The organism is Streptomyces sp. GMY02 (assembly GCF_019056675.1).
Taxonomy (GTDB): domain Bacteria; phylum Actinomycetota; class Actinomycetes; order Streptomycetales; family Streptomycetaceae; genus Streptomyces; species Streptomyces odonnellii.
Genome location: NZ_CP077658.1, coordinates 1711352 through 1736459 on the forward strand (window position 1 = coordinate 1711352; position 25108 = coordinate 1736459).

Consider the following 25108-nt stretch of genomic DNA (forward strand, 5'->3'; position numbering starts at 1 on the left):
CAGCGCACACGTCCGCGGGCCACATATGCGCTGCCTGCATGTGCCCGGCACCTACGTGAACGGCTCCCATGTGCCCAACACCCATGTGCGCACCCCACGTGTGCTCACCCCACACGCAGATGCCGCATCGCGTACGACCGCCATGGCCGCCACGCCTCCTCGTCCTGCTCCCCCTCCGGCGCCACATCGGGGTCCCCGAGCGCCCGCATCCGGATCAGCGCGGCCGTCCGTGGGGTGACTCCGGGCACGGCGAGAAGCAACCGCTCGGCTTCGTCACGGTCGGCTCCGGGATCGAGCCGTACGGACCCGTCGGCGAGCGCGGTCGCGAGCGGACCGGCTACCGGATCGCCGACCAGCGCCGCCGGTTCCGGGAAGAGCCGGGTGAGCCCGCCGCGCGGCTGCGGCACGTCCTCCCCGTACTGTTCGACGAGCCGTCCGGCCGCCGCGTACCCGACGAGTGCGCGCAGCGCGTACTCCTCCGGTTCCGCCGCCCCCGGCGAACGCAGTCCGGGCCGGGCCGCGACGAGGGGCGCGAGCCGTGGGTCGGAAGCGAGGCGTTCGTCAACGGCGTACGGGTCCGCGTCGAGATCGAAGAGGCGGCGCAACCGCTGTACCGCCGTGGTGAGATCGCGCAGATCGGTGAGGTGGATCCGCGCCTCCAGCCAGCCGCTGCGGGCCCGGGCCTGCGCCGCGCCCGCCGGAAGCACCTCGTCGACGGCGACGATGCCGGGCCCGTGGGGCAGCCGTAGCGTACGGCCGTAGGTACGGTTCCCGGGCTCGCCAGTCACCTCCTCGATGTACGGGACAGCCTCCCGGGCGAGCAGGTCGAAGACCTCGCGCGCGGCGTACGGTCCCCGGTAGGCGAGCCGCAGCGGAATCCTGGTGAGGGCGGGCACGTCCGGGGACGGCGCATGGTCGTGGTGCCCAACAGCCTTGCCACCCTTGTCAGTTGAGACTTCGGCAGTTGGGACGTCGGCGGATCGGCCTCCTGTGAAGCGATCATCGGCGCCGGGACCCCCGTCGTCGCGTGCCCCGACCGGCCCCGCGCCCCGTGCCGATACCGCCACCCCGGCCGCCCCGGCCACCGCTGTCGTTCTCCTGCCCCCGGTCCCGGACTCGCGTCGTAGTTCGCTCGGGGTACGGGCGTAGATCTGCCGGATCGTGTCGTTGAACTGGCGCACGCTCGCGAAGCCCGCCGCGAACGCGATCTCCGTGACCGGAAGCCCGGTCGTCTGGAGCAGTACCCGCGCCGTGTGCGCCCGCTGGGCACGGGCGAGGGCGACGGGGCCCGCGCCCAGTTCGGCGTTGAGCTGGCGCTGGACCTGCCGGGCGCTGTAGCCGAGACGTCCGGCCAGCCCGGGCACCCCTTCCCGGTCCACGATCCCGTCGCCGATCATCCGCATCGCGCGGCCGACAACATCGGCGCGTACGTTCCACTCCGCCGACCCGGGAACGGCGTCCGGCCTGCAACGGCGGCAGGCACGGAAACCGTTGCCCTGGGCGGCGGCAGCGGTGGGGAAGAACCGTACGTTCTCCCGCTTCGGGGTCACCGCGGGACAGCTCGGCCGGCAGTAGATGCCGGTGGTCTCGACGGCGAAGAAGAACGCGCCGTCGAACCGCGCGTCACGGCTGCTGACCGCCTCGTATCTGGTCTCCTCGTCCATCACAGGATCCAGTGTGCGCCGATACCGCCCGGGTCACTCGCGGTTTTCGGACAGCACGTTCTTGGCCGCACCCACCGTCCCGGGCCGAGTCGGCTTGCGAGGCGCGATCGGCGTACGGACCCCGGCGCACGGGCCGCGCCGTACGAACCCCGGCGCACGGACCCGGGCGTACGGACCCGGGCGTACGGACCCCGGCGCACGGACCCCGGCGCACGGACCATGCCGTACGGACCCGGGCGTACGCCGGGGTTACGGACCCCGGCGTACGGGCAGCGCCGATCCGGCCCGTACACCTAAAGGCCCCACTGGCCGGGCCGCCCTCACGCCGATCGGCCCTCGCAGTCCCGCGCCGGCGCCTACCGCATCCGCCCGCGCTTGGCCTCCATCGCCGCGCGCCCCTCCGCGCCCTTGCGCTTCCACTCGCGCCGGATCTCACCCCGTAGCCGGGCGTCGGTCTTGGCGACGATGCGCTGGTTCTCACGCAGGAGCTTGCGGTAGCTCTCCAGCCGGCGTACGGGCAGCGAACCGTCCTCCACCGCCTCCAGCACGGCGCACCCCGGTTCGGCCAGATGGGCGCAGTCATGGAACCGGCACTGCCCGGCCAGTTCCTCGATCTCCGAGAAGACCTGGCCGACCCCGGTCTCCGCGTCCCACAGCCCGACGCCCCGCAGTCCGGGCGTGTCGATCAGCACCCCGCCGCCGGGCATGGCGAGGAGGTTGCGGGTCGTGGTGGTGTGCCGCCCCTTGCCGTCGACGTCGCGGGTGGCCTGCACATCCATCACCTCGTCGCCGAGCAGCGCGTTGGCAAGGGTCGACTTTCCGGCACCGGAGACCCCGAGCAGCACACTCGTACCGCCCGACAGTACGGCGGAGAGCACCTCGACCCCCTCCCCCGTCGCCGCGCTGACCGCGAGCACCTGCACGCCGGGCGCGGTGGTCATGACGTCGTCGACGAGATGGCCGAGTACGGTGGCGTCCGTGACGAGGTCGGCCTTGGTCAGCACGATGAGCGGCAGCGCGCCGCTCTCCCAACCGAGGGCCAGAAAGCGTTCGACGCGGCCGAGATCGAGTTCGACCGCGAGTGATACGGCGATGATCGCGTGGTCGACATTCGCGGCCAGAATCTGACCCTCGGACCGCTGGGAGGAGGTGGACCGTACAAAGGCGGTGCGCCGTGGCAGATACTCCCGTACGAACCGGGGGTCACCGCCTGCCGGATCGACGGCGGCCCAGTCGCCCGTGCAGATCACCCGCAGCGGATCGTGCGGTGTGACGAAGGCGGTGTCGGCACGGATCACACCGTCGGCGGTGATGACATCACACTGCCCGCGGTCGACACGTACCACCCGCCCGGGCAGCAGCCCCCGCCGGGCGTACGGTGCGAACTCCGCGTCCCAGCCGTCGTCCCAGCCGTACGGGGCGAGCGGATGCGAAGCGGACGAAGCCTCGAAGGAGGCGAGATCGAAAGACAAGGGGAACCCTTCAGAGATGGCAAGGGTGGCCCCGGCACGCGCACTTGGGCGCGGAAGGAGGGAGAACGTCAGCCGGAGAACGGCCGGCCGGGGACCACGGGAGTGTTTTTGATGAACTTCTGGATGCGGGCAGCGCCCATCACAACGACAGCCATCGGTCACACCTCCCTGGTCACACACGACTGAACGCGGCAGTCGGCCTACTGGCCACTGACCGCCGCACGGAACGGTCACACTTTAGCCCGGCGGCCCGGGGCTGTGCCAAGGGATTTTCCCCGCCTGCTCATCATGCCGGTCATGCCCGTCATGCCGGTGCGACGGCATCGAGCCAGGCGTCGCCGGGCGGGGGTACGAAGAAGTAGCCACCGCCTGTGGTGAGCAGGTACTTGGCCATGGCTTCCCCTGCGAGCCGCTTCTGTACGGCCTCGAAGCCCTGGGCGAGGTCCCGCCGAAAGCAGTCCTTGTCCCACAGTTCGGTCGCGAACCGGATGATCCGTACGACCTGATAACTCCCGCCGACGGCCCACTCGGGCTCGCCCTGCCCGGCCCGTACGAGAGCCCGCTCGGCGGTCTCGCGCTCCCCGACGGGATTCCCGAACCCTTCGGTGAAGTGAAACGGATTCCGAGCCAGCCCGCGCCCGCCCGAAAGCATCTCGACCAGCCCAGCAGGCCGTCCGGCATGCCCGTGGAGAGCCTCACCGAAATCACCACGAGACTCTCAACTTTTCAGCCAGGAAAAGAATCAGGTGTCAGGATTCCTTTTCGCGAGGCACCAGAGTGCCGATCCGCCGTTCGATCTCCAAATCCGAGAGATCTCCTCCGATTGCATGCCATCGCGAGATTCTCTTCGCTTCCCCCAGCGACATGTCAAATGCATCATGCATACAGCCAACTACACCGAAATGCAATAGCCCCGAGGTCATCTCTCGGACCGAGCTCCGACACCAGCAGGCGCAGGACACTGATGATCGATCCGTCGCGCGTCCAACACGCTTGAAGAGTTCGAGCAACTTTCTCTTTCTTTGCCCTGTATTCCCCTGGGCCCATTTCAACTCCCGGGCCGCATAAAGTTCATAACGAATTCCGCATGACTCCTGAGACCACCCGCCGTGCTCCAGGGTTGCTTCTGGACCCCCCAGAGATTCAGCAATGGTCACGGAAGCGATTCCTCTGCGGGTTACCGAAACGCGGCAAGAAACGCAGCACCGTGATCTCAGCAACCGCTCATCTCATTCATGCCCTGAAGATTCTTCCCTTGACAGAACGGGGATCGGGGCTCTCTTCAAGGAGTGGACTCCGATTTCGCGCATGAATCGTCACCTCTGCCCAGAAGAGAAATCCGGCTACAATATAGTCGCATTCATCCTCCTCCGTCAGGAGGAAAACTCTTGAACCAGGCCATTTTCTTCCGGCCCTCTGCTCCAGGATTTTCACTCTTTCCGGACTAGCGAGAGAGACCCATAGATCCGAATACCGGTCCGCGAGCGAAATGCGCGACACATCCTGGAACAGGACATCGAAAATCCGCGACGGCTCCTCGCTCTCCTCCTCGCCCAGAAAGCCACGCATGAGAAATTTACTGTGGCCCGGCTCAATACTCCACGGCTTGAACTTCCCGGGTAGGACCAGCGGCAAGGACCCGCGAACCAGTTCGAGCGTCATGAGAACGGCGTCCAATCCCCAAGACGTCTGTTCCAAGGGTAGAAGTCAACCCTGCCCATCAGTTCTGCCTTATCGATCTCAAAGAGTTCCCATTGCGTTTCGAGCGACGAGCCGGGATGCGTTTTCTTCGCCGATGCAAGCGCCTTTACTGCACCGCCCCCGGCACTGGGAAGTCCGTCAAGCGTAAAGGCGCGCTGCTTTGCCTCCACAGTTGTGAACGAGAACCGGCGTGGCACCGGCCACCGCATAGTACGTGTGCAGGTCGTCGACCGTGAGGCCGCCGAGCGTGGTGGCGGTGTGGGTGCCCAGCGGGTCGTACGCGAAGCCGCTCGACCGGGTCGGCCGGACACCCGAGAGTGTTGGCGATCCTGGCGGTCGATGACGGTCGGTGACCTGAACGGGCCGTCCGTGGGGAGTACGGACGGCCCGGCGGTACATGTGCTCGGGAAGGACGGGGAGGTACGTGAGAGGTACGGTCAGGAAATCGTGCTGGTCAGCCAGACCGCTGTGTCCGGGGGGAGCTGTCGAGCGGTTGCCTGGTCCTGGGTCAGTTCGGCGCTGGTCAGCAGGAGTTGGGATTCATCAGGAACAGGGAGTGGGATCGGCTCTCCCGAGAGGTTGATCCGGCACTCCAGGGCGGCGGCCCTGCCGTCGGCCGCGACTCGCCCCTTGCGGAAGGCCAGTTCGCCCGGCGCCGATTCCAGCCAGGTGAATGTCTCGTCGCCGAGGAAGCGCCTGCGCAGGGTCAGTGCCGTGCGGTACATCTCCAGGAACGAGTCCGGGTCGCCGGTCTGGGCCTCCACCGAGTAGTCGCCCCATCCCCCGGGCTGTGGCAGCCAACTGCCGCCGGGCCCGAAGCCGTACGACGAGCCGGTCCTGGTCCAGGGCAGCGGCACCCGGCAGCCGTCGCGGCCCTTCACGGTGCGGCCGGTGCGCTCCCACATCGGGTCGCGCAGCGCTTCGCGGGGCAGGTCGGCCACCTCGGGCAGGCCCAGTTCCTCGCCCTGGTAGAGATACGTCGTACCGGGCAGCGCGAGGGTGAGCAGCGCGGCGGCCCTGGCGCGGCGGCGGCCCCGGTCGTCGTCCGGCGCCGGTTCGCGGCCGTCGGTCATCAGCCAGCCGCGCAGGGCGGTGCCCTCCGGCACCGCGTAACGGGTGCGGTGGCGCACCACGTCGTGGTTGGAGAGCACCCAGGTCGGCAGCGTGCCATGGGCCGCCGCTCCGGCGAGCGAGGTGTCGATGACCTCGCGGAACGAGCCCGCGTCCCAGGGGCAGCGCAGATGGAAGAAGTTGAACGCCTGGTGGAGTTCGTCCGGGCGGGTGTAGAGCGGCAGCCTGCCGGCGCTGACGCCGGCCTCGGCGACCATGATCCGGGGCGGCGCGTAGGAGTCGGTGATCTTCCGCCAGCGGCGGTAGACCTCATGGACCTCGTCGCGGTCCCAGAAGGGGTGGTTCTCGCCGCTGGGCGGGGAGTTGAGGGAGGCCGAGTCGCCGCCGTACGTGTTGCGCAGCGGCGGGTCGAGGTCCTTGCGCAGGCCGTGCGCCACATCGATACGGAAGCCGTCGACGCCCAGATCGAGCCAGAAGCGCAGGATGGCCTCGAACTCCGCGACGACTTCGGGGTTCTCCCAGTTCAGATCGGGCTGTTCGGCCGCGAAGATATGCATGTACCACTGGCCATCGGGAACCCGGGACCAGGCCGGGCCGCCGAACTTGGACTGCCAGTCGGCGGGCGGCTCCGCGCCGTCCGGGCCGGTGCCGTCCCGGAAGATGAAGCGGTCGCGCGCGGCCGAGCCGGGCGGTGAGGCGAGGGCCTCGACGAACCAGGGGTGCTGCTCGGAGCAGTGGTTGGGCACGATGTCGACGATCGTACGGAGGCCCAGCTCCCGGGCCCGGGCCAGCAGCGCGCGGAAGTCGTCCAGGGTGCCGTGGCGCGGATCGACCTGGCGGTAGTCGGCGACGTCATAGCCGCCGTCGGCCAGCGGGGAGCGGTAGAAGGGGGTGAGCCAGACGGCGTCCGCGCCGAGGTCCGCCACATGGGCGAGCCGGTCGGTGATCCCCCGGAGGTCGCCCATTCCGTCGCCGTCGGCGTCGGCGAAGCTGGGCATGTAGACCTGGTAGACGACGGACTCGCGCCACCAGTCGCGGTGGGCGGCGTGGGGCATGGCGGCGGTCACTCCTGCGATGACGACGCCTTCGGGATCGCGGTCTGTCGCACGGGCTATGTCGCGGTCTGTCGCGTGGGCTACATCGCGAGCCATGTCGCGGGCTATCTCGGTGTCATGGCCGGTGCCGGTGTCGGTGTCACGGCCGACGACGCGGTCGGCAACGGCGTCGGCGTCGACAACGCCACCGGTAACGCTGTCGATGACGTCACCGCCGCCATGTGCGCCGCCGTCCGGGAACGCATGCTGAGTCACTGATACCTCTCGTGTCATGCCGGGATCCTGGGATGCCTGGATGAAGGACGCTGGGACTGACTGGACATGGTGCCGGTGCGATCATCCCCTGAGCCGACCAAGGGAAGCAGCCAGTCCGGCATGACGGTCCCAGTCGACAGCCCAGCCAACAGTCCGGCACCACGGTCCGGCCGCGACAGGCCGGCCGGCGGCCCAGCACCGCGGCCCGTCCGACGGCCCTGCACAGCCCACCGGCCAGCAGTCCAGCACGCTCCTAACCGCAGTCCGGCCCGCCGGTAGCCGCCCGCCGGCAGCACCCGCAAGCGGCAGCCCGCCGCCACACCGCTCCCGCCCCCCGTCCCCTCAGCCGCCCGTGGCCCCCTGCTTACGGCGCAGCGTGCGCAGTGCCAGCAGCAGTACTCCGATGTCGTCCAGGAACACCGGGTCGGGCAGCAGGTCCACGGGCAGTACGAGGTAGCCGAGCGCGGCCCAGAACACCCAGCGGTTCTCCACCGGCAGGCCCGCCCGGCGCAGGTCGCGGCGGGCCCGTACCAGACGGACGGCGAGGGTGACCGCGCCGGCCAGGGTCAGTACGGCCAGGACGGCGGCCACGGCGAGAAGGATCCGGAGTTCGCTGCTCATGGCGGGCTCCCAGCTCAAGCTGTCGGGGCCTCAGCAGCCCTGGGACCGGGCGGCCTTCCGTCCGGCCGCCGTTCATCCCCTACGTACCCCCGGCGCACCCGTGGTACGAGCCCGTCACCGGAAGAGTCCCCACAAGGGCGAGCGCTGCGACCGGAACAGCCACAGCGCCCAGCCGTCCGACCAGCCGCCCCGCCAACCGGCGCCAACCCCCGCCAGCCCGCACCGAACTCGCCAACCCCTGCCAACCCCACCAGTCCCACCAACTCCCGCCCGCCGCCCGCCCCTCGCGCTCTACCGACCAGTACAACCAGCCGGTACGTTACCCCCGGGTATCCGCCAGCACCCCCGAGTACCCCGGCCACCCCCGAACACCCCCGGCCCCCCGTGACCGGATCAGGGTCCGACCGTCCGCCCCATTCGCTGCACACGCCCCTGCCACCCCGCAAGAGCGCCCCTCCGGTCGAATCCACGCGCCGGGCGCCGCCGTTCCGCCCCCGGACGCTTCGGCTCCGCCCAGATCCGGCCATGATCAACACGCGCGCATTTCGGTGGTACGACGCAGAGCCGGGCGATCTACCCCCGTAGATTCAAGCCGTATCCCGAGCGCGTGGCCGCCTTTCGGTCACGTACACCCGCCCCCTGGACCCGCTGTGTCATACAAGCAGTACCCACAGTGAAGCATGTGTGATTGTGATGCTCCGGCCGCATGGCCGAATGGCGATCTCAGCCGATTCTCACGCTGAGCGTGCGTTCTGACCGCCACTCACCAGCCATCCTCCCGTCGGCGCGGGCTTTGCAGCAATTCACTGGGGAGTGCCAGGACGGGCCGACCGCCGCCGCCAACTGGGCGCCCCGTCACCGCACTTCGGCCCCGCACCGGACACGCGCACGGCCCGGGGCGGCCGTTCTGCGCCGCCGGTCCTGAAGTGGGCCTTGCCCAAACCCCAAACGGAGTCAACGATTCAGTGCGTGCGATTGACAGGTTCACGGCCAAAACCGAATGGCGGTGAACGGTCGCACAGCAGCGGCCCGCTTACCCAGCGGGCCGTGTTCCCCCACCTACGGAGGATGTTGTGACCTTCAAGCGCTTGTCCCCCCTCGGCGCGGTCTCCGGACGCGTGCGGATCCTCGCCGCCGCCGCGGGCATGATGACCGCGGTCGCGCTTGCGGCCCCGTCGGCCATCGCGGCCCCCGCCCCGGCGCCCAAGGCCAGCACGGCCCAGCTCGCCGAAGCCAGCTCCGCCATCCTCGACGCCGACGTCGCCGGTACCGCGTGGTACACGGACAAGGCGTCGGGCAAGATCGTCGTGACCGTCGACAGCACGGTCTCGGACGCGGAGATAGCCACGATCAAGGAGTCCGTGGGCGACACGGCTCTCACGGTCAAGCACACCCCCGGCAAGTTCAACAAGCTCATCGCCGGCGGCGAGGCCATCACGACCAGCGGCAGCCGCTGCTCCCTCGGCTTCAACGTCCGCAGCGGCTCGACGTACTACGCGCTGACCGCCGGACACTGCACCAACATCGGCAGCTCCTGGAACATCGGCACCCGTGCCGGCACGAGCTTCCCGACCAACGACTACGGCATCATCCGCCACTCCAACGCGGCGAACGCCGATGGCCGGGTCTACCTGTACAACGGCTCGTACCAGGACATCACCAGCGCGGCCAACCCGTCGGTGGGCCAGAGCGTCCGCCGCAGCGGTTCGACCACGGGTGTCCACAGCGGCACGGTCACCGGCCTGAACGCGACCGTCAACTACGGCAGCGGCCAGATCGTCTACGGCATGATCCAGACCAACGTCTGCGCCGAGCCCGGTGACAGCGGCGGCTCGCTCTTCGCCGGCAGCACCGCGCTGGGTCTGACCTCGGGCGGCAGCGGCAACTGCTCCTCCGGCGGCACCACGTTCTTCCAGCCGGTGGTCGAGGCCCTCAACGCGTACGGCGTGAGCGTCTTCTAGTCACAACTCGTTCAGTCACAACTCGTTCAGCCGGCGGGCCGCGCACCTGGTGCGCGGCCCGCTGCGCGTTGCTACGGCTGTGAGATCACCACCGCCGTGACGTCACCACCGCAGCGAGGTCACCACCGCCGCGAGGTCGCCGCGGCTCCGAGGCCACCACCGCTGTCATACCGTGGCCGCCGGAAGTGTGACCTCGAACCGGCAGCCGCCCGTCACATTGCGCACCTCCGCGCGCCCCGCGTGCGCCTCCACGATGCCCCGGACGATGGCGAGGCCGAGGCCCGCGCCCGCCGGCGGTGTCCGGGCCTGGGTGCCGCGCCAGCCGGTGTCGAACACCCTCGGCAGATCCTCGGCGGGGATACCGCCGCAGCCGTCCGTCACGGAGAGGACCACACTGTCCTCGCGCCGCTCGGCGGCCACGGCGACCGTGCCGTCCGCCGGGGTCCGGTGGATGGCGTTGACGAGGAGGTTGGCGAGGACCCGGGTCATCTCCTTGCCGTCCACCTCCACCGGCACGGCCTCGATACGGTCCCCCACCAGCCGTACGCCGTGCTCCCGCGCGAGCGGGTCGGCGCCCGCGAGCGCCTCGCCGACCAGGTCGTACACGGACATCCGGGTGGGTACGAGAGCGAGCGCGCCGGCATGGATACGGGACAGCTCGAAGAGATCGCCCACCATCGAGTTGAGCCGCTCGACCTCGGCCCTGATCTGGCGGAAGTAGCGGTCCGGGTCCTGGACCACCCCGTCCTCCAGCGCCTCCGACATGGCGCGCAGACCGGCGAGCGGGGTACGCAGATCGTGCGAGATCCAGGCGACCAGCTCACGGCGCGAGGTCTCCAGCGCGCGCTCCCGCTCCCTGGACGCCGCCAGTTTGGCACTGGTCGCGGCCAGCTCCCGGCCCAGTGCGGCGAGTTCGGCGGTGGAGTCGCCGTCGGGTGCGGCGAAACTGCCGCCGTCGCCGAACGAGCGGGCCGCCAGGGCCAGTTCATGGCTGCGGGCGACCACCCAGCGGCCCAGCAGCAGCGCGGTGGCAAGGGACACGACGGCGGCCATGGCGGCGACGGTGGTGACGACGCTCAGGTCGTGCGTGGACAGGAACATCGCCTCCGCGACGACCAGCGTGCCCGCGAGCATCGCGAGAACGGTGACGGCGGCGACGACGGTCAGCGAGACCGCGACGCTGCGGTTCCGCAGAATCCGCAGCACCAGCGCCCCCACGAGCCCGGCGCTGCCGGCCCCGAGAAGCGCAAACAGAGCGATGAGCAGCATGTCACGCATGGCGCGGGGCCTCGGACGTGCGTACGGATACGGGTACGGCTACAGGTACGGGTACGGGGATGCCGGCCGGGTCATCGGACGGCCCGGAAGCCGAACGGCCCGGCGGCACCGGCGCCGCGCCGTCACCTCGTACGGGCGGCCCGTCACGTCGTACGGCCGCCGCGCCGTCACCCCCTGCGGGCGTCGCGCCATCGCCCTTTACGGGCGCCGCGTCCTCACCTCGTATGGGCATCACGCCCTCGGCTCGTACGAACGCCTCGCCGTCACCCCGTACCGGCGTCGCGTCCGCGCCCGGGGGCGGATCCGTGGCGGGCGGGGTGTCGAAGCGGTAGCCGACGCCCCAGACCGTCTGGATCAGCCGGGGTTTGGCCGGGTCGTCCTCGATCTTGCCGCGCAGCCTGCGTACATGGACCGTCACCGTCGACAGATCGCCGAAGTCCCAGCCCCAGACCTCGCGCATCAGCGTCTCCCGGTCGATCGCGCGGCCGGGATGACGCATGAGGTGGGCCAGGAGATCGAACTCGCGCAGGGTGAGCGAGATCACATGGCCGCCCTTGGTGACCCGGCGGGCCGCCGGGTCGAGGGCGAGGCCCGCGCGGCGCAGCACCGGCCCCGAGGGCCGTCCCGCGCCGCCGGTACGGCCGCGGCGGAGCACGGACTCGACCCTGAGCACCAGTTCGCGCGGGCTGAAGGGCTTGGTGACGTAGTCGTCCGCCCCGACCTCCAGCCCCAGGATCCGGTCGTCCTCGTCACCCCGGGCCGTCAGCATGATCACCGGTACGGGCGCGTGGGCCCGCAGTCTCCGGCACACCTCCAGGCCGTCCATACCGGGCAGCATCAGATCGAGCACCACCAGCGCGGGCGGACTCGTGGCGGCGAGCCGCAGCGCCTCGGGCCCGTCGGCCGCGCGGTCCACGGCGAAACCGGCGCGTTCCAGATAGCCGGTGACGACCTCGGCGACGGTGGGATCGTCGTCGACGACCAGGATCGTGTGCATGCGTATCAGTCTCCTCGGGCGGTACGCGGGTCACCGCCCCTCCCTCCTTACGAAACCATGACGTCACCGGGCCATGACGTCACGGGACCACGGGGACGGGACCTCGACGTCGCGCCGCCACGAGGCCACGCCGCCAGGCGCGTGCCGCTCGACGTCCGATTCGTTCAAGACCGGGCCGGCCGGTGCTCCTACCGTGGGCGCATGACGACTACCCCAAACACTCCGCACACGCCGAACACTCCGGGCACCACCCCCGCTGCGCCGCCGCTCGCCCCTCAGCTCGACGCGATCGGGCTGGTCGTCGCCGACATGGCCGTCTCCCTCGCCTTCTACCGGGCGCTCGGCGTACCCGTACCCGCCGATGCCGACACCGCGGCCCATGCCGAGGCGTCGCTGCCCGGGGGCCTCCGGATCCTCTGGGACACCGAGGAGACCGTCCGCTCGTACGATCCCGGGTGGACCCGGCCGGAGGCCGGCGGGCGGGCCGGGCTCGCCTTCCTGTGCGGGAGTCCGGCCGAAGTGGACGCCACGTACGACGCTCTGGTCGCGGCCGGCCACCGGGGACATCTCAAGCCGTGGGACGCGGTGTGGGGGCAGCGTTACGCGGTGGTCCTGGACCCGGACGGCGTTGAGGTGTCCCTGTTCGCGAGCGCCGCGTAGGCGTCCGCCAGCGCCGCGTAGGCACCGAGGGTGAGCCCGGCCAGATCGCGGGTCTCGCGGGCGAGGTGCGCCTGGTCTGCGCAGCCCGCGGCGAGCGCGGCCTCGGCGTACGGCTTTCCGGCCCGTACGAGGGCGAGGGCCCGCTGGAGCCGCAGCACCCGGGCGAGCGTCTTGGGGCCGTAGCCGAAGGCGTCGAGGGAGCGGCGGTGGAGCTGCCGGGCGCCGAGGCCGACGGCGTCGGCGGTCGCCGCGACCGTACGACCGGCGTTCAGGCCGTCGACGACCGCCCGCAGCAGCGGGTCCGGCGGCCCGGACGTCGCCGCCCGGCGCAGCGCCACGGCCTCCAGCGCCTCCGCCGGGTCCGTGGCGGACACGAGCCGCGCGGTGAGTCGGCGTACTTCGGCGGGTGACCACAGATCGGCCAGTTCCACGCGCCGGTCGCGCAGCTCGTGCGCCGGTACGCCGAGGAGCGCGGGCGCGGTCCCTGGCGCGAAGCGCACTCCGGCGCAGTACTGCCCGCCGATGCCCTGGGGCGCGTACGCCCGTGTGTCGGGCCCGGCGACCAGCAGTGTGTCCCCGATCCACAACAGGTCCATACAGCCGTCGGGCAGCACGGGATACGGCACGGCTCCGCCGCCCGCCGGCACGGTCCGCGTCCAGACGAACGCGCCGTCGAGCCGCGATGCCCTTTCGTCGTACACATGGATGAGGCTAAACCCTCCCCGAGCGCGCGCCCATTGATCCAGAATGGACGGTCCGGCCAGTCCGGTTCCCGGCCGGCGGCTACCGGGGACGTGCGGGCGAATCGATCACGGGGCGGCGATGACAGCACTGATGGAGTTCACCACCGACGGCGGGGCCACGGTCCTGGTCGAGGTCGAGCGTGACGCGCCCGGCGCCAGACCGGTCGGGCGGGGCGGCAACTCCCTTGCGCAGGCGGGCCGTACGTTCGACGAGGCGCTCCAGGGGATCCGTACGGCGGCGGAGTCGGCCCTCGCGGTGTTCCGGGACGGCTCGCTCCGACCGGACGGTGTGGAGCTGGAGTTCGGGGTGAAGCTCGTTGCGGAGGCCGGGGCGGTGATCGCCAAGACCTCGGCGGAGGGGCACATGACGGTGAAGCTCTCCTGGAATCCGGGAGCGGCCGGCGCGTCCGGAGCCACCGGAACCGATCCCGGAACAGCCGGCGCGGCCGAACCCCATCCGGGGACGGCCGGGTCGCGTCCGGATGCGGTGGCGCCGCGTCCGAACACGGCAGCGCAGCCACCAGACACGGCAACGGAGCCATCGGACACCGCAGCGCAGCCACCAGACACGGCAACGGAGCCATCGGACACCGCAGCGCAGCCGCCGGACACGGCAGGGCGGCGTCCGGGGACGGCCGGGCGGTGACGCGTTCTCCGGCCTGGCACGCGCGGATCGACGTCGATGGCGCGGTGGAGGGTTCCGGCTTTCTCGTCGCCGACCGTACGGTGCTGACCTGCGCCCATGTGATGCGCTACCGCGACCGGGCGGAGGTGGTCTTCCCCGGCGCCCCCGAGACCGGCCCGGTCCCGGCCCGGGTCGTGGACCGCGGCGCGTGGGCGGGCGGCGACCGCGACCGGGGCGATCTGGCCGTACTGGAACTGGATCGGGCGGTCGACATCGTGCCCGCCGTGTTCGCCGCCCTCGGCGCGCCCTACGCGTCCGAAGCCCCGAAGCTGGTGGCGTACGGCTTCCCCGACGGCTACGGCGAGGAGGGCGTCCAGAGCGAATTACGGGCCACCTCACGTCAGTTGATCAGCGACGAGTGGGCGCAGTTCGAATTCTGGCAGGGGTTCGGGCAGGAGACCGACCGCGGTTTCAGCGGTGCGGCCGTGATGCTGGAGGGCGGGGGCACGGTGGTCGGCATGGTCGTCGCGCACGACCCGGTGACCCGCAACGGCCGGATGATCCCGGCGCAGGTGCTCGCCCGGCACTGGGCTGTGCTGGCCGATCTGGTGCCCACGCCCGGTTATCCGGCGGAGGAGAAGCGGCGGCTGCGCGAGCTGGTGGCCCGCTGTCCGGCGCTTCCCGGGCCGCTCGGGCCTCTGGTGCGCGCGGCGGCCGGGCCGCTGGGGGTCGAGCCGCCGGCGGTGGAGCCGCGCAGTGTGTGGGAGGCGGTCTGGTATCTGCTGTCGGAGTCGACACCGGGGCCGGGGGCGCTGCCGCTCGCCGAACTGGCGGTACGGCTGGCCGGGTTGGCTGGCTCGGCCGGTGACGAGAGGCTGGCCCGCGAGCTGCGCGACTGGTCGCGCGCACACCGGTCGCGGCACGACGCGGCGACGGCCCCGACAGCCCTGCTGGCCCCTGTCGCTCCAGCAGCCCTGGCGCCCCCGACAGCCCTGCTGACCCCTGTCGCCCCTGCGACTCCTTCGGCTCCTTCGGCTCCTGAGCCGTCCGTACCGCTCGTACCGCCCGTACCTCCGGCAGCCCCCTCCCGGACGGAACAGACGCCCCTCGCCCCGCCGGCCTTCGCTCCCGACGCGCCCGCCCGCCGCTGGTCGCCCATCCTGGTGGAGATCCGACGCAGCGGCGCCGACCGCGGCGCCCTGCTGGTCGAGGTGTCCGCGTACCGCGACGGCAGCCGCCGGCTGGTCGGCCAGCAGCGGCTCGCGAAGCGGGAGGTACGGGGCTGGGTGCTGGAGCGGATCGACGACGCGTTCGCGGAGATCGACACCGAGGGCAGGGAACTGATCGCGTTCGCCCTGCCGCGCGGCTGGCTCAACCAGCCGGTCGACCAGTGGACGGGGCGCAAGAGCATGAGCACACCGCTGGGGTGTGTGGCGCCCGTGGTGGTGATGGACCACGACCGGCGGGCCAGCGGCCGGCTCCAGTACCGGTTGAAGAAGATCTGGGACGTGCTCGACCGGCAGCCGGGCTCGGCCGTCCACCGGATCACCTGTTCGGGGACGGTCAGGCCCGACCGGCTGACCGTACAACTCCAGGACGTGGCCGGCCCGGTGGGGCTGACCAGACCACCGAAGGGCCCGCGCGACCGGGCGCTGTACGGCGCGGTGCTCGACGCTCCGGCGCCGATCGTGCTGTGGCCGCGCACGGGCTGTCCCGGGGGCGCGCTGTGCGGGGCGTCCTGCCAGGGCGAGGAGTTCCTGAACAGGCTGGCCGAGCAGCTCTCCGTCCTCCCGCCGGGCGAACTGCCCGAGCGGATCTTCGAATTGCGCAAGCGGGCGTTCCACCATGAGGGTCCGGAACCGCACTGGGCGGCGGAGCTGTCCTTCGTCTGGGACGATCCGCGCTGGTTCCCGGATGTCGCCCGGCTGAGCCGGTCGCCGGTGAGCTGAGCCGAGCCGCCAACCCTAACAGGGCCCTTGACACCCGCCGCCGCCCGCGAACGCAGACCTGGAGAATCCGAATGTCCCTGTGGCCGGTCTACACCGGAGCCGAGGAACCCCACGACGGTGTGGCCGAGTTGCCCGAGCCGCCGCCCTGGCGCGCGTTCAACGGCGGGCCCGTCGTCGAGCCGCCCCAGGACGACACCGCGCCCTCGCCGGACCGGGTGCACCGGGCGCGGGCGTACCGCGCGACGGACGAGAGCGTGCAACTCGTCAACGCCGCCCTGTACTTGCGTCGGCCTCTGCTCGTGACCGGTCCGCCGGGCAGCGGGAAGTCGAGCCTGGCGTATGCCGTGGCAAGGGAGTTGCGGCTCGGGCCCGTGCTGCGCTGGAACATCACCAGCCGGAGTGCCCTGGGCGACGGCCTCTACCAGTACGATCCGCTCTCCCGCCTCTACGCCGCCGGGCAGGGGCCCGACGGCGGCGGTACTGGCAGCAGCGGCAGCAATAGCGGCAGTGGCAGCGGTACCGGCGGCGGCAGTACCGGCAGCGGCGGTATCGAGGATCATCTGCGGCTGGGCCCGCTGGGCACGGCGCTGCTGCCGTACGAACGGCCGCGGGCGCTGCTGATCGACGAGATCGACAAGAGCGATCTGGACCTCCCCAACGATCTGCTGAATGTCCTGGAGGAGGGGCAGTACGAGATCCCCGAACTGGTCCGTGCCGCACGGACACGCCCGCTCGCCGAGGTACTGACGGCGGACTCCGACCGGCTGGTGCCGCTGGAGCGCGGACGGGTGCGCTGCCGTGCCTTCCCGTTTGTGGTGCTGACCAGCAACGGCGAGCGGGAGTTCCCGCCGGCCTTCCTCCGGCGGTGTGTGACGCTGGAGCTGAAGCAGCCGGTGGCGGAGCATCTGGAGTCCATCGTCCGGGCGCACCTCGGTGAACTGGACGAGCAGGCACATGCGTTGGTACGCCAGTTCCTGGACCGTGGCAGAGCGGGCGAGCTGGCCACGGACCAGTTGCTCAACGCGATTTATCTGACCAGGACTTCGGGGCTGGACGCGGCGTCGCGCGACGAGCTGGCGGACCGGCTGATGCGCCATCTCAGCCGGGCGCCGGAAGCCGATGACTTCTGAGGCCCCGCGTCCTGCTCGGGATCAGCCCTCCGCTGAACTGGCCGCGCTCCGGGAGGTGTTGACGGCGGCCGGTGGTGAGCCGCCGACCGGGCGGGAGCTGGCGGAGGCGCTGTGGCTTGCGGCACGGATGCGGCCAGGACCGGGGCCAGGGATAGGGCTGGAGCCCGAGGTCGTGGCACCAGTTGAGGCGCCGTCAGAGGCCGTGCCGCACAAGCCGCCTCCTTCGGAGTCCAACCGGCCGGAGCCCCCGACCGCTCGGGTCCCCGCCACCGCACCACCACCACCGCCGGACCGGGTGGAACTGCGCAGACCAACCCGGTTCCCGCCGCCCTGGGCGCCGCCACCCGCGCCCCTCGGCGGCGAGTCGACCGTACTCGCCCCCGCTCCCCCGATGATCTCCCGGCCGCTGGCGCTCCAGCGCGCGCTGCGCCCCCTGCGCAGGACCGTGCCCTCGCCGCGCGAGCGGGAGCTGGACGAGGCGGCCACCGCCCACCGCATCGCCGCGCTCGGTGTCCCGCGCGGCCGGTGGCTGCCGGTGCTCAGGCCCGCGCCCGAGCGCTGGCTCCATCTGCGGCTGGTGCTGGACGACGGCCCGACCATGGCGATGTGGCGCCCTCTGGCGCGCGATCTGTTCACGGCGTTCGGGCAGACGGGCGCCTTCCGTACGGTCGAGTGGGTACGGCTCGGCGCGGACGGCACCGTACCGCCCGGGCAGTGGTCGGCGGGGCGCACGGCCGTGCTGGTCATCAGTGACGCGATGGGGCCGCAGTGGCGCGAGGGGCCCGCGGGACGCAGGTGGTATCGGACGCTGCGGAACTGGGCGCGCAGGCTGCCCGTCGCCCTGGTCCAGCCGCTGCCGGAACGGATGTGGCAGCACACCGCCCCGGCGCCGGTGCCGGGTCTGTTCAGTACGCCGGGTCCCGGGGCACCCAACAGCGCGCTGCGCTTCCGGCCGTACGACGGGGAGGCGCGGGGCGTGCCCGTACCGGTGCTCGAACCGGCGCCCGAGTGGCTCGCGCACTGGGCCGGGCTGGTGGCCTCGCCGGGCGGCGGCGAATTCCCGGGAGCGGCGGCCCTGTTGCCGTCTGGCCCCCGGCCCGAGCCGCCCGGCGGCGGGGAGGGTCTGGTGCCCGGGGACGCACCGGCCGAGGAACTGGTGCTGCGCTTCCGCTCGGTCGCCTCGCCGCAGGCGGTACGGCTGGCGTCGCATCTCGCCGTGGGCACACCGCACTTGCCGGTGATGCGGCTCGTACAGGCGGCCGTCGAGGCGCGTCCGCAGCCGCAGCATCTCGCGGAGGTGGTGCTGAGCGGGATGCTGACGGCGGTGCCGGGCCCGGCCGGTTCGTACGCCTTCCGCCCCGGCGTCCGCGACCTGCTGCTGAGCGCGCTGCCCCGTACCGGACTGGCTCGTACGGTGGGGCTGCTGGAGCGGGTCGGTGCGGAGATCGAGGTACGCGCGGGCACGGCGCCGGGCGAGTTCCGCGCACTGCTGGGCGGCGGCAGCGGGAACGGTACGGGGGACGCTTTCGCGCTGGTGAGCCGGGAGAGCGTACGGCTGCTGCGGGGGCCGGAGCCGGAGAACGCACGGGAGCCCGAGAGCGAGTCCGCCCACGACGACTCGCTGATCGCCGGGCGGTACCGGCTGCTGGAGATCCTGGGCCGCGGCGAGCAGAGCGTGGTGTGGCGGGCGTACGACCAGCGGGACAACCGCCCGGTCGCGGTAAAGCTCCTGCACCCGGGCGGACCACAGGTCAAGGCGGTGTCGACCCGAGCACAGACCCTCCACCTCCGCGAGATCCGGGCCGCCGCCGCACTGCGTCACCCCGGCATCACCGCCATCGATGACTTCGGGGTCGCCGACGACACCACGCTCTACCTGGTGATGGAACTACTGAACGGCAGCAGCCTCGACGAGCTGATGGCAGAGTCGGGGCACCGCCCGCTGCCCGTGCCCGACATCGCCGATATCGGGCACCAGGTGCTCAACGCCCTCTCCCACGCCCATCGCCAGGGCATCTGGCACCGCTATCTGACCCCGGCGAACATCGTCCGGCTCGCGGACGGCACGGTGAAGATCCGCGGCTTCGGCATCGCCCGCACCGGCCTCGACAGCACCCGTACCTCGCAGGTGTCCCGCATGACCGCGGCCAGAGGCGCGCCGAAGTACATGTCGCCCGAGCAGATCGGCGGCGACGGCGTCGACCAGCGCAGCGATCTCTACTCGCTCGGCTGTGTCCTGTACGAACTCGCCACCGGGGCACCGCCCTTCGACCACGACGACACCTGGCGCACGCTCGTCGCCCACCGCGATTCGGCGCCCGTACCGCTTCGGCAGTTGAGACCCGGGCTGCCGGCCGCGCTGGAGACGGCGATTCTGGCGCTGCTGGCGAAGAATCCCGAGGACCGGCGGCGCGGCGCGGAAGCGCTGCTGGCGGGGATTCCGACGGACACGTGGGAGTACGGGGTGTTGGGCCCGCTCAAGGCCCTGCACGGTGGGCAGGACCGGCTCCCCGCGACACCCGAGGCACGGATTGCCCTCAGCAGACTGCTGCTGGACGGCGCACGGGGGAAAAGTGTGGCCGCGCTGAGCGAGGCACTGGGGGGTGCGTCGATATCACAGGTGATCGAGGCGGTCGACAGCCTGATCGCGGACGGGCATGCCGTCGAAGAGGTCGAAGGGCGCTACTGGCTGCGGCTCGAAAGCGAATTGGATCTCGACGCCACCGATCGGCTGGCCTACAAGGCCGAGTACGCGGTGAGAGCGGGCAATCCTTCCCGGGCCGCCGAATTGTACGAAGAAGCCCTGAACCACTGGTACGGCCATCCGTTGGCCGACGTCGAGGGTGTCTGGGCGCGCCAGCAGCGCGAATATCTGCGGGCGTGGCGGCGGTCGCTGAAGGCTGCCCGCGACAGAGTGCGGAACACGGCAAAAGCCCAGCGCCCCGTCCCGAGCACCGCCGTCCGCCTCGTCATCCGCAGCGGCCTGGCCCGGGACCAGGAGCAGGCCCAGCAGGGTGTCCTCGCCGCGCTGCGCGACGCCTGTCTGGAGACCCTCGGTGCGACCGACGGCTTCGACCGGGACCTGGCCCTCCGGATCGGGGCCCGGCCCGGAGACACCGTCCCCGATGTCCTACGCCGGCTTGAGGGCCCGTTCATCGAGGTCCTGATGGACGGGCTGTCCTCGCTCTCCTTCTCGCAGGCGGTCCCGATGTCCGTCCTGCTGCACACCGGCCCCGCCGACGCGGGCACCGTCGCGCTGGGGGCCGCGCTGCCCCTCACCCGCTCCGCCGGCAGCGGTGAGTTCACCCTGCTGATCGGCCTGCCCGACGCCCTCGGCCAAGGGTCCGGCTATGAGCCCTACGAGGCGGACGGCGCCGACGGCACGACGTACCTCGGCCGGTACCGGGTCATTCGCCGCCCGTACGCCGGACCGGCGCCGCGCCCCTCCTGGCTGCGCCGGTTCCTGGACGGCCTCCGGACCGGCGACGGCTGAGGGCTGCCCGTACCACCCCGTCCGCCAACCCCCCACCCCTCACAGCGTCTTGTCGCGATCCCGGTCCCGATCTCGATCCCGGTCCCTGTTCTCCCGTACCCCCTGCAACCGCGCCTTCACCCGCGCCTTCACGTCGTCCGGCGGCAGGAACCTCGACCATCTCTCCGGGAACTCGGACGGCATCCCCGGATCCGACCCGTCGTCGTCCTCGGCCGTGCCCCGGGCATCCGCCGCCGCCGCGAGGGCCACCAGTTCCGCCGCCTGGGCCGCGCGCAGCCGTTCGTTGGACGCGCGGGCCGCCGCCGTGGCGACCGACGGCCAGACCCGGTCGATCGCCGAGTTGACCGCCGCGCCCACCAGGACCGCGAACGCGGAGACGCCGATCCAGAGCAGCACGGCGATCGGCGCGGCCAGCGAACCGTAGATGGTCGGGCCCTCGACCGTGCTGGTCAGATAGATCCGGAGCAGGAAGCTGCCCAGCACCCACATCGCCAGCGCCACCAGCGCGCCCGGCACATCCTCTATCCACCGGCGGGACCTGGCCGGGACCGAGACATGGTAGAGCGTGGTCAGAAAGACGACGGAGAGCGATATCACCACCGGCCAGTAGAGAACGCTCACGACCTCCGTGCCCCACGGGACGATCTCGACGACCCGGTCGGGGCCGACCACCGCCAGCGGCAGCACCACCGCGCCGATCAGCAGCGCCACCAGGAAGAGCAGAAAGGCGAGCAGCCGGGTCGCGACGATGCCGCGCCGGCCGTCGAGTCCGTACATCACCGTGATGGTGTCGACAAAGACATTGACCGCCCGGGAGCCCGACCAGAGGGCGATGGCGAAGCCGAGGGAGATCACATCGGGCCGGCCGCCGTGGGTGATGTCCTTCAGCAGCGGCTTGGCGATCTGGTTGACCCCCCGGTCCGACAGCACCGTGCTGGCCGCCCCGAGGATGTTCTTCTCGATCGAGGCGACGGTGGCGGTGCTGGTCCAGTCGTCCACGTAACCGAGCAGCCCGATCAGACCCAGCAGCAGGGGCGGCAGCGAGAGCAGCGTGAAGAACGCCGCCTCGGCCGCCAGACCCAGGACCCGGTATTCGATGCACGAGTTGACCGTGTCCTTCAGCAGCAGCCAGGCCATGCGACGCTTCGAGACATTGCGGTAGAGGACGCGGGCCCGGTGGAGCCGACCCGCTGGCCGCTCGGGTGTTTCTTTTGCTGCCTGCACCTCCTTACCGTATCGGCATGGCAGCGAGCACCCACACAGTGACCAACCAGGTTCCGCCCCTGGTGGGGTACGACGTCTTCAGTGCCGACCGGGCCCTTGCGGAGGGGGTGGAGCGGCACGCCGCGCCCGCGCTCCTGGACGGGATCCGTACGGAGCTGACGGCCCTCGGCCGCACCGCCGGATCCGCCGAGGCCCAGGAGTGGGGGGCGCAGGCCAATGAGTACCCGCCGAAGCTCCGCACCCATGACCGGTACGGCAACCGGATCGACGAGGTCGACTTCCATCCGGCCTGGCACCAGGTGCTGGGTCGGGCGGTGGAGGCGGGGCTGACCGACGCCTGGGGCCGGCCCGGGGGCCATCTGCGCCGTGCGGCCGGCTTCTTCGTCTGGACGCAGGTGGAGGCCGGGAACGGCTGTCCCGTGTCGATGACGCACGCCGCGGTGCCCGCGCTGCGCGCCGAGCCCTCGCTCGCGGCCGAGTGGGAGCCGAGGCTGACCTCCCACCGGTACGAGCCGGGGCTGCGGCCGGCCGCGGAGAAGGCCGGGGCGCTGTTCGGGATGGGCATGACGGAGAAGCAGGGCGGCAGTGACGTACGCGCCAACACGACGGGCGCGCGGCCGCTGGACGCGGAGGGCGAGTATCTGCTCACCGGGCACAAGTGGTTCTGTTCGGCGCCGATGTGTGACGGTTTTCTGGTGCTGGCACAGGCGCCGGGCGGGCTGACCTGTTTCCTCGTACCGCGGGTCCTGCCCGACGGGACGCGCAATGTGTTCCTGATCCAGCGGCTCAAGGACAAGCTGGGGAACCGGTCCAACGCGTCGGCCGAGGTCGAGTTCGACGGGACCTGGGCGCGCCGGGTCGGCGAGGAGGGCCGCGGGGTGCGCACCATCATCGAGATGGTGGCGGCGACCCGGCTCGACTGTGTGCTGGGATCGGCGGCGCTGATGCGGCAGTCGGTGGCGCAGGCGGTGCATCACGCCACGTACCGCTCGGCGTTCGGCGGTGAGCTGATCGGCAAGCCGCTGATGCGGAACGTACTGGCCGATCTGGCGCTGGAGTCGGAGGCGGCGACGACGCTGGCGCTGCGGCTGGCGGCGGCGTACGACACGGTCCAGGACGGCGCCGCCGGGGCGGGCGGCGCAGACGAGGAAAGGGCGTTCCTGCGGCTCGCGGTGCCCGCCGCCAAGTACTGGGTGACGAAGCGGTGTACGCCGGTGGCGGGTGAGGCCCTGGAGTGCCTGGGCGGCAACGGTTATGTGGAGGAGTCGGGAATGCCCCGGCTGCTGCGCGAATCCCCGTTGAACTCCATCTGGGAGGGTTCGGGGAATGTGCAGGCGCTGGATGTGCTGCGGGCCCTCCAGCGCGAGCCCGAGGCGCTGAACGCGTTTCTCCAGGAGGTGGGCAAGGCGCGTGGCGCCGACCACCGGCTCGACGGCGCGATCAAGGATCTGCTGACCGAGCTGGCGGATCTGACCGGGATCGAGGCGCGCGCCCGGCGGCTGGTGGAGCGGCTGGCGCTGGTGCTCCAGGGTTCGCTGCTGGTGCGCTGGGCACCGTCGGAGGTGGCGGACGCGTTCTGTGCCTCGCGGCTCGGCGGGGACTGGGGTACGGCTTTCGGCACCCTGCCCCACACCCTTGACCTGGCCTCGGTGGTGAACCGGGCGCGGCCCGTCGACTGAGCGGGCGGGGCGCGCGGGCGAGCCAGAGGTGGTGCTGCGCCGACACGGCACCACCTCTGACTCGTACTCACTTTCTTGTACCGCGTCTGGCACTCGCCAGAGTTGCAAGCCGTTGCAGAAGAACCGATTTGGCGCCACCGGTGGCCGGGGAGCCCGATGAAGTGGCTGGGGAGCCCGATGAGAAACATTCAGCTCAGTGACTCACTCAGTGACGCACCGCCGAGGAACGGGCCGCTCGATCTGGCCAGGCTCAGCGCCATGGACAGCGCCCAGGCCACCCGGCTGCTCCATGAGATCCGGGACGCGGTCCTCGCGGGCGAACGGCCGCCGGTGGCGCCGCGGCCGGTGATCGACGCGTCCTGGCGGCGGATGTTCAAGCTGGGGGCCGATCCGGATCGTCACGACTGTGGCGCGCTGCTGGAGCAGGACGAGCTGGAGCACCGCAGACGCGCCTCGGCGCTGGGCCAGGTGCTCCGTACGCTCGTCGGTTCCCTCAGCGAGATCATCGAGCCCTCGCTCCAGATCATGGTGGTCACCGACGAGGAGGGGCGGGTGCTGTGGCGGCGGGGCGGCCTGGGCGGGCTGCGCCAGTCGAACGGGATCCGCCTCGAAGAGGGCGCAGCCTGGTCCGAGCACTCCACGGGCACCAACGCCATCGGCACGGCACTGGCGGTGCGACGGCCGGTGCGGGTCCACTCGGCCGAGCATTTCGCGCACACGCTGCACACCTGGACCTGCGCCGCCTCGCCCGTGCACGATCCGCGGGACGGGCGGCTGCTGGGCGTGGTGGATGTGAGCGGCCCGGCGGCCGGCTTCCATCCGACGACGCTGGCGCTGGTCACGTCGATCGCCCGGCTCGCGGAGAGCGAGCTGCGGGAGCGGCACGGCCGGGCCATCGAGCGGCTGCGGTCGGTGGCGGCGCCGATCCTGTGCCGGCTGGGCAGGGCGCGTGCCCTGGTGGTGGACACGCACGGCTGGACGGCGGCGGTCACCGGTATGGCGCCGGTGGACCGGCTGCCGCTGCCGAAGTCCTTCGGGGCGGGCCCGGTGCTGCTGCCCTCGCTGGGGCTGTGCACGGTGGAGCCGCTGCCCGGCGGCTGGCTGGTACGGGTGGCCGAGGAGCGCCGGCCGGCCTCGGACGCGCCGAGCCGGGTCGTGCTGGATCTGAGCGGCCCCCGGCGCCGGTCGATCGCGGTCTCCGGATCGGCGGGAAGCTGGACCCAGGAGCTGACCCCGCGCCATGCCGAGCTGCTCTATCTGCTGGCGGTGCACAGGAACGGCCGGAGCGCCGCGGAGCTGGCCGCCGATGTCTTCGGCGACCCCACGCGTACGGTGACGGTACGAGCCGAGATGTCCCGGGTGCGGCGCCATCTCTCGGGCGTGCTGGCGCACCGGCCGTACCGCTTCAGCGAGGGAGTGGAGGTGGCGGTGGTCGGCCCGGAGGATCCCGCGGACCTGCTGCCGCGGTCGACGGCCCCGGCGATCCTGAGCGCGCGGTGCCCGCCGCGCACGTGAGGCGCGGTGGCGAGG

General features: G+C 71.5%; 20 protein-coding genes and 1 pseudogene. 9 read left to right on the forward strand and 12 right to left on the reverse strand.

What is annotated here, in order from left to right:
• Positions 1 to 104: 104 nt before the first annotated feature.
• The 7 genes from KQY30_RS07180 to KQY30_RS07210 all read right to left on the reverse strand — a co-directional run bounded on the left by KQY30_RS07180 (position 105) and on the right by KQY30_RS07210 (position 6963).
• Positions 105 to 1664, reverse strand: coding sequence for a DNA-3-methyladenine glycosylase 2 family protein (locus tag KQY30_RS07180; RefSeq protein WP_217310823.1), 1560 nt, complete (start codon positions 1662 to 1664; stop codon positions 105 to 107).
• Positions 1665 to 2020: 356 nt separating this feature from the next.
• Entirely contained in the window at positions 2021 to 3136 is a 1116-nt protein-coding gene (gene rsgA / locus KQY30_RS07185) for a ribosome small subunit-dependent GTPase A (protein ID WP_217306116.1), read from the reverse strand.
• 304 nt (positions 3137 to 3440) lie between these two features.
• A complete protein-coding gene (locus tag KQY30_RS07190) occupies positions 3441 to 3788 on the reverse strand; it encodes a Dyp-type peroxidase domain-containing protein (protein ID WP_217306117.1) in 348 nt (115 codons plus the stop codon).
• Positions 3789 to 4369: 581 nt separating this feature from the next.
• Entirely contained in the window at positions 4370 to 4798 is a 429-nt protein-coding gene (locus tag KQY30_RS07195) for a hypothetical protein (RefSeq protein WP_217306118.1), read from the reverse strand.
• Positions 4795 to 5007 (reverse strand): hypothetical protein, encoded by a 213-nt coding sequence (locus KQY30_RS07200; protein ID WP_217311534.1) that lies wholly within the window; start codon positions 5005 to 5007, stop codon positions 4795 to 4797. Before KQY30_RS07200 ends, KQY30_RS07195 begins: the two co-directional genes overlap by 4 nt.
• Positions 4976 to 5236, reverse strand: coding sequence for a hypothetical protein (locus KQY30_RS37365; RefSeq protein ID WP_217306119.1), 261 nt, complete (start codon positions 5234 to 5236; stop codon positions 4976 to 4978). The genes KQY30_RS07200 and KQY30_RS37365 overlap by 32 nt, the downstream gene beginning before the upstream one ends.
• Before the next feature lie 38 nt (positions 5237 to 5274).
• The gene (locus KQY30_RS07210; protein WP_217306120.1) at positions 5275 to 6963 is read right to left on the reverse strand and encodes a glycoside hydrolase family 13 protein; all 1689 of its coding nucleotides are present in this window, start codon (positions 6961 to 6963) and stop codon (positions 5275 to 5277) included.
• Here KQY30_RS07210 and KQY30_RS07215 point away from each other — a divergent pair.
• Positions 6955 to 7221 carry a hypothetical protein gene (locus KQY30_RS07215; RefSeq protein ID WP_217306121.1) on the forward strand — a complete coding sequence of 89 codons (267 nt, stop codon included), beginning with the start codon at positions 6955 to 6957 and terminating at the stop codon, positions 7219 to 7221. The two genes, KQY30_RS07210 and KQY30_RS07215, sit on opposite strands and share 9 nt — an antisense overlap.
• Before the next feature lie 339 nt (positions 7222 to 7560).
• Here the strand turns inward: KQY30_RS07215 and KQY30_RS07220 are convergent, their stop codons facing one another.
• Positions 7561 to 7839, reverse strand: a complete 279-nt coding sequence (locus KQY30_RS07220; RefSeq protein ID WP_217306122.1) for a DUF1232 domain-containing protein — start codon at positions 7837 to 7839, stop codon at positions 7561 to 7563.
• Positions 7840 to 8912: 1073 nt separating this feature from the next.
• Here KQY30_RS07220 and KQY30_RS07225 point away from each other — a divergent pair.
• On the forward strand, positions 8913 to 9800 hold the full coding sequence (locus KQY30_RS07225; protein ID WP_217306123.1) for a S1 family peptidase: 888 nt from the start codon (positions 8913 to 8915) through the stop codon (positions 9798 to 9800).
• 165 nt (positions 9801 to 9965) lie between these two features.
• Here the strand turns inward: KQY30_RS07225 and KQY30_RS07230 are convergent, their stop codons facing one another.
• The gene (locus KQY30_RS07230) at positions 9966 to 11078 is read right to left on the reverse strand and encodes a sensor histidine kinase KdpD (RefSeq protein WP_217306124.1); all 1113 of its coding nucleotides are present in this window, start codon (positions 11076 to 11078) and stop codon (positions 9966 to 9968) included.
• The gene (locus tag KQY30_RS07235; RefSeq protein WP_217306125.1) at positions 11071 to 12075 is read right to left on the reverse strand and encodes a response regulator transcription factor; all 1005 of its coding nucleotides are present in this window, start codon (positions 12073 to 12075) and stop codon (positions 11071 to 11073) included. Before KQY30_RS07235 ends, KQY30_RS07230 begins: the two co-directional genes overlap by 8 nt.
• Before the next feature lie 309 nt (positions 12076 to 12384).
• Here KQY30_RS07235 and KQY30_RS07240 point away from each other — a divergent pair, with 309 nt between their 5' ends.
• A complete protein-coding gene (locus KQY30_RS07240; RefSeq protein WP_254407546.1) occupies positions 12385 to 12735 on the forward strand; it encodes a VOC family protein in 351 nt (116 codons plus the stop codon).
• Here KQY30_RS07240 and KQY30_RS07245 read toward each other — a convergent pair.
• A complete protein-coding gene (locus KQY30_RS07245) occupies positions 12675 to 13436 on the reverse strand; it encodes a helix-turn-helix domain-containing protein (protein ID WP_217306127.1) in 762 nt (253 codons plus the stop codon). The two genes, KQY30_RS07240 and KQY30_RS07245, sit on opposite strands and share 61 nt — an antisense overlap.
• Before the next feature lie 121 nt (positions 13437 to 13557).
• On the opposite strand from KQY30_RS07245, the pseudogene KQY30_RS37095 reads away from it, so the two are divergent.
• The 4 genes and pseudogenes from KQY30_RS37095 to KQY30_RS07265 form a co-directional block, all read left to right on the forward strand.
• Positions 13558 to 13869, forward strand: a pseudogene (locus KQY30_RS37095) (CU044_2847 family protein); the annotation flags it as partial.
• Between the two features lie 251 nt (positions 13870 to 14120).
• Positions 14121 to 16052 carry a trypsin-like peptidase domain-containing protein gene (locus KQY30_RS07255; protein WP_217306128.1) on the forward strand — a complete coding sequence of 644 codons (1932 nt, stop codon included), beginning with the start codon at positions 14121 to 14123 and terminating at the stop codon, positions 16050 to 16052.
• A 71-nt stretch (positions 16053 to 16123) separates the two neighbouring features.
• Positions 16124 to 17182, forward strand: coding sequence for a MoxR family ATPase (locus KQY30_RS07260; RefSeq protein WP_217306129.1), 1059 nt, complete (start codon positions 16124 to 16126; stop codon positions 17180 to 17182).
• A complete protein-coding gene (locus tag KQY30_RS07265) occupies positions 17172 to 20675 on the forward strand; it encodes an SAV_2336 N-terminal domain-related protein (RefSeq protein WP_302185304.1) in 3504 nt (1167 codons plus the stop codon). The genes KQY30_RS07260 and KQY30_RS07265 overlap by 11 nt, the downstream gene beginning before the upstream one ends.
• Before the next feature lie 39 nt (positions 20676 to 20714).
• On the opposite strand, the gene KQY30_RS07270 is transcribed toward KQY30_RS07265, so the two are convergent.
• Complete coding sequence (locus KQY30_RS07270) at positions 20715 to 21899, reverse strand: YihY/virulence factor BrkB family protein (protein ID WP_217306131.1); 1185 nt, start codon at positions 21897 to 21899, stop codon at positions 20715 to 20717.
• A gap of 17 nt (positions 21900 to 21916) precedes the next feature.
• On the opposite strand from KQY30_RS07270, the gene KQY30_RS07275 reads away from it, so the two are divergent.
• Both KQY30_RS07275 and KQY30_RS07280 read left to right on the forward strand, forming a co-directional pair.
• Complete coding sequence (locus tag KQY30_RS07275; protein WP_217306132.1) at positions 21917 to 23578, forward strand: acyl-CoA dehydrogenase family protein; 1662 nt, start codon at positions 21917 to 21919, stop codon at positions 23576 to 23578.
• A 258-nt stretch (positions 23579 to 23836) separates the two neighbouring features.
• A complete protein-coding gene (locus KQY30_RS07280; RefSeq protein ID WP_254407547.1) occupies positions 23837 to 25093 on the forward strand; it encodes a helix-turn-helix domain-containing protein in 1257 nt (418 codons plus the stop codon).
• Positions 25094 to 25108 lie beyond the last annotated feature (15 nt).